The sequence below is a fragment of the Lysobacter sp. 1R34A genome (assembly GCF_051217035.1).
Taxonomy (GTDB): domain Bacteria; phylum Pseudomonadota; class Gammaproteobacteria; order Xanthomonadales; family Xanthomonadaceae; genus Lysobacter.
In genome coordinates, this window is the sequence record NZ_JBPKJP010000171.1 from 1 (window position 1) to 4671 (window position 4671).

Annotated in this window: 5 protein-coding genes; 4 read left to right on the top strand and 1 reads right to left on the bottom strand. The window is 69.4% G+C overall.

The window, feature by feature from the left end; all coding sequences use genetic code 11:
- Positions 1–275 (bottom strand): DUF2007 domain-containing protein (locus ACSAMQ_RS19985; RefSeq protein ID WP_435397335.1); only part of this gene is annotated, 275 nt, incomplete at its 3' end.
- Positions 276–555: 280 nt separating this feature from the next.
- Between ACSAMQ_RS19985 and ACSAMQ_RS19990 the strand changes: the two genes are divergently transcribed.
- The 4 genes from ACSAMQ_RS19990 to ACSAMQ_RS20005 all read left to right on the top strand — a co-directional run.
- Entirely contained in the window at positions 556–2325 is a 1770-nt protein-coding gene (locus ACSAMQ_RS19990; RefSeq protein ID WP_435397336.1) for a glutamine--tRNA ligase/YqeY domain fusion protein, read from the top strand.
- A complete protein-coding gene (locus ACSAMQ_RS19995; RefSeq protein WP_435397337.1) occupies positions 2322–2897 on the top strand; it encodes a deaminase in 576 nt (191 codons plus the stop codon). Before ACSAMQ_RS19990 ends, ACSAMQ_RS19995 begins: the two co-directional genes overlap by 4 nt.
- 120 nt (positions 2898–3017) lie before the next feature.
- Positions 3018–4088 carry a 23S rRNA (cytidine(2498)-2'-O)-methyltransferase RlmM gene (rlmM, locus tag ACSAMQ_RS20000; protein WP_435397338.1) on the top strand — a complete coding sequence of 357 codons (1071 nt, stop codon included), beginning with the start codon at positions 3018–3020 and terminating at the stop codon, positions 4086–4088.
- Between the two features lie 179 nt (positions 4089–4267).
- On the top strand, positions 4268–4671 hold a 404-nt coding region (locus tag ACSAMQ_RS20005; protein WP_435397339.1), incomplete at its 3' end, for a hypothetical protein.

Here is a 4671-nt window from a genome sequence, read left to right on the forward strand (position 1 = left end):
GGCGGCATCGCCCCGTTCGGGGCCGACTCGCGCGGGTCGGCGTCGGCCGGTTCGCTCGCCGGCGGCGGTTCGCCGAGCGACAGCGACTCGACCACCTCGCGCGCCTGCGGCCAGGCGGCCTCGGGCACGCAGACCTGGACCGGACCGAACGGCAACTCGCCGATACCGCCGAGCAAGGCCTCGCCCTTCATGAACACCGGAATGCCGGCCGCCTCCAGCGCATGCCGGACCAGATGGGCGTCGATCAGATGGGCGGCTTCATAGACGACTTTCATCGTCGCAGTCCTTCGGCGCAGCGGCCTCGCGAGTCTGCGGCCAGCATACGCCGCGTCGGCCGGCTTGGCCCGTGAACGACGCCCGGACGCAGCGTTCCAGGCAAGCCGGGCAAACCCGCCAGCGGCATGGCGCGGACAGATACGGGCCGCTGACGCCTGCGCCCCGACCGTCCCGATCATTCGTGCGAGCGGCGTGCCGGCGCGGCCGCCGAGCCGCCCCGAGGCAGGGACCGCCGCCAAAGGCTAAACTTCACGACCTTCCCAGCCTTTGCCGTGACGCATGTCCGCCGATCCCGCCCGCACCGCTCCCGAATCTCCGACCGACTCCGCCGCACCCGCCGCGGTCAAGCAGGACTTCGTCCGCCAGATCGTCCGCGAGGACCTGGCCAGCGGCAAGCACCAGGCGATCCGGACCCGCTTCCCGCCGGAACCCAACGGCTATCTGCACATCGGCCACGCCAAGGCGATCTGCCTGGATTTCGGGGTCGCCAACGAATTCGGCGGGCGCTGCAACCTGCGTTTCGACGACACCAACCCGGCCAAGGAAGATCCCGAATACGTCGCCGCGATCCAGGAAGACGTGCGCTGGCTCGGCTACGAGTGGGCGGAGCTGCGCCATGCCTCGGATTATTTCGAGGTGTTCTACCTCGCCGCGCAGAAGCTCATCCGCCAGGGCGACGCCTTCGTTTGCGACCTCAGCGCCGAGGAAGTGCGCGCCTACCGCGGCAATCTCAACGAGCCGGGCCGCAACTCGCCGTACCGCGAGCGCAGCGTCGAGGAAAACCTCGACCTGTTCCAGCGCATGCGCGCCGGCGAGTTCGCCGACGGCGCGCGCACCCTGCGCGCGAAGATCGACATGGCTTTGGGCAACATCAACCTGCGCGATCCGGCGCTGTACCGGATCAAGAAGGTCGCGCATCAGAACACCGGCGATGCCTGGCCGATCTACCCGATGTACGACTTCGCCCACTCGCTCAGCGACTCCTGCGAGGGCATCACCCACTCGCTGTGCACGCTCGAGTTCGAAGACCACCGCCCGCTGTACGACTGGTGCGTGAGCCGGGTCGACCTGCCGAACTCGCCCGAGCTGCTGGCGCCGCTGCTGGCGCGCGGCCTGCCCAACGAGGCGGCGATCCCACGCCAGATCGAGTTCTCGCGCGCCAACCTCAACTACACCGTGATGAGCAAGCGCAAGCTCATGGTGCTGGTACAGGAAGGCCTGGTCGACGGCTGGGACGACCCGCGCATGCCGACCCTGCAGGGCATCCGCCGCCGCGGCTACACCCCGGCCTCGCTGCGCCTGTTCGCCGACCGCCTGGGCGTGAGCAAGCAGAACTCGACCATCGATTATTCGGTGCTCGAAGGCTGCCTGCGCGAGGACCTCGACGCCGCCGCGGCGCGCCGCATGGCCGTGCTCGACCCGCTCAAGCTGGTCATCACCAACCTCGGCGACGAGCACGAGGAGTCGCTGCATTTCTCCAATCATCCGAAGGACGAGCGCTTCGGCGCGCGCCAGGTGCCGTTCTCGAACCAGTTGTGGATCGAGCGCGAGGACTTCGAGGAGGTTCCGCCGAAGGGCTTCAAGCGCCTGATCCCGGGCGGCGAAGTGCGTTTGCGCGGCGCCGGCATCCTGCGCTGCGACGAAGTGATCAAGAACGAGGCCGGCGAGATCGTCGAGCTGCGCGGCACCCTCGATCCGGAATCGCGTCCGGGCATGGCCGGCGCCGACCGCAAGATCAAGGGCACCATCCACTGGGTCAGCGCGCGCCACGCCGTCGCCGCCGAAGTGCGTCTGTACGACCGCCTGTTCGACGTCGCCGCGCCGGACGACGACAGCGACGGCAAGACCTACCAGGACCACCTCAACCCGAATTCGCGCCGCGCCGTGACCGGTTATGTCGAACCGGCGGCCGCGACCGCCGAACGCGAGCAGGCCTTCCAGTTCGAGCGTGTCGGCTATTTCGTCGCCGACCGCTACGACCACAGCGCCGAACGCCCGGTATTCAACCGCAGCGTGACCCTGCGCGACACCTGGGCCGCCCAGGCATGAGCCCGAAGATCCCCAACCCGTTGACCAAATCGGTGGCGCTCGCGCTGCCGGAGTGGATCGACGAGGTCGTCGACCGCAAGCGCGCCTACCTCCACGACGAAGACAAGGTCGCGCTGGCGGTCGAGCTGTCGCGCCACAATATCGAGACGGGCAGCGGCGGGCCGTTCGGCGCGGCGGTGTTCGACGGCAACGGCCTGGTGGTCGGTGTCGGCGTCAATCGCGTGGTGCCGCAGAACTGCTCGGTCGCGCATGCCGAGATGATGGCCTTCATGTGCGCGCAGGCCGCATTGAGCGTATTCCGTCTCAACGAGATCGGCCCGATGACCCTGGCGACTTCGGCGCAGCCGTGCTGCATGTGCTACGGCGCCAGCTTCTGGGCCGGCATCGACACCTTGCTGATCGGCGCGCGCGCGGAAGACGTGATGCGGCTGACCGAGTTCGACGAAGGCCCGCTGCCAGCGGACTGGGCCGGCGAACTGGAACGCCGCGGCATCGCGGTGCGCCGCGACCTGCAGCGCGACGCCGCCTGCGAGGTGCTGCGTCGCTATGGCGAGAGCGGCGTCGCGTACTGACGTCGTTCCGGGACGGGCGCGGTTTGAACCGCGAACGACTCCATGCATGCCGCGCGGGCCGATGCGACCGCACGGTCGCGGCTTGCGCCGCTCCTACCCTGAACACAGCGAGTTTCTACGATGACCGATAACGCCCTGCTGTGTTGGTGCCGCGCCGGTTTCGAACCCGAGCTCGCCGGCGAATTGAACGAACGCGCCGCGCGCGCCGGCCACCCGGGCTATGCGCGCACCGAGCGCAACAGCGGCTACGTCGAGTTCATCGTCGAGGACGCCAGGGCGTTGTCGCGCGCGCTGCCGTGGTCGTCGCTGATCTTCGCGCGCCAGAAGCTGGTGCGCCTGGCCGACCTGCGCGGCCTCGATCCGGCCGACCGGATCAGCCCGATGCTGGCCGCGCTCGAAGCGCAGGCCGGCAGCGGCCTCAACGTTTCCATGTTCGGCGAGCTGGTGGTCGAGCACCCCGATTCCGACGAACACAAGCCGCTCGCCGGCCTGGCGCGCAGCTTCGGCAACGCCCTGCGCCCGGCGCTGCGCAAGGCCGGCTGGCTCAGCAAGGCCGACGATGCGCGGCGCCCGCGCCTGCACGTCGCCTTCCTCGCCGGCGATCACGCCATGCTGGCGATGTCCGAACCCGGCGACAGCTCGCCGTGGCCGCTCGGCATCCCGCGCCTGCGCATGCACCCGGATGCGCCGAGCCGCTCCGCGCTCAAGCTCGAAGAAGCCTTGCTGACCTTCCTCGACGCCGACGAGCGCGAGCGCCTGGTCCGCGACAACATGCAAGCCGCCGATCTCGGCGCCGCGCCCGGCGGCTGGACCTGGGTGTTGATGCGCAACGGCATGATGGTGACCTCGGTCGACAACGGTCCGCTGCGCCAGGCCTTGCTCGACAGCGGCCGGGTCGATCATCTGCGCGCCGACGGTTTTTCGTGGCAGCCCAAGCGCAAGCTCGACTGGATGGTCTGCGACATGGTCGAGCAACCCGCGCGCGTGGCCGAGCGCATGGCCACCTGGTTCCGCGAGGGCTGGTGCAAGCAGGCGATCTTCAATCTCAAGCTGCCGATGAAGAAGCGCTGGGAAGAAACCAAGACCTGCCTGGAAGCGTTCGAGTACCAGACCCATCGCCCGATGATCGTGCGCGCGCGCCAGCTGTACCACGACCGCGAAGAGATCACCGTGTTCGCGACGCCGAAGTAAGCCGGCGGCGCGGTACGGCGGCGCGAATCGGGAAACGCCGACCGCAGGTCGGCTGTGTCGCGGCGGACATCCGGCATTCATGCCCGGCGCCGGGTTCATTCAGGCGCGGTTTCGCTGTTTTACATCGACTTGACCGAACCGGGTCTAGCGTCGCGGTGTCCCCACGCGAGGTTACTGCGATGAAACAGCACGCGACTCACCCGCACACCCTGATCGGCCTGGCGCTGGTCGCCGCACTCGGCGCCAGCGGCGCCGCGGCCCAGACCCCAAGCAAGGTCCAGTCCAAGCACGACGCGGTCGAGAAGGCCGAGATGGCCGCAGGCGAAGCCCGCGCGGCCCGTCAGGACGCATCGACCGCGCAGGCCGCAGCCCAGGCCGCGGCCGCGACCCGCAACGAAGGCGCGGTGAGCGAACGCGGCGCTCTGACGGCGGAGGCGACCGCCTATCAAGCCAAGCAATCGGCGATCCAGGCCCAGGAGGCCGCACGCCAGGCCACCATCGCCGCCGAAGCGGCGCGATCGGCGCAGGCCGCGGCGACCGTGGGCAGCAATCCGACCGGCGCGGCGATCGAAGCGCGCGCGGC

What these genes read in the sequence shown, in the direction of transcription:
- rlmM (WP_435397338.1), top strand. Translation starts at nt 3,018, where the DNA reads ATGACCGATAACGCCCTGCTGTGTTGGTGCCGCGCCGGTTTCGAACCC.
- ACSAMQ_RS19995 (WP_435397337.1), top strand. Translation starts at nt 2,322, where the DNA reads ATGAGCCCGAAGATCCCCAACCCGTTGACCAAATCGGTGGCGCTCGCG.
- ACSAMQ_RS19990 (WP_435397336.1), top strand. Translation starts at nt 556, where the DNA reads ATGTCCGCCGATCCCGCCCGCACCGCTCCCGAATCTCCGACCGACTCC.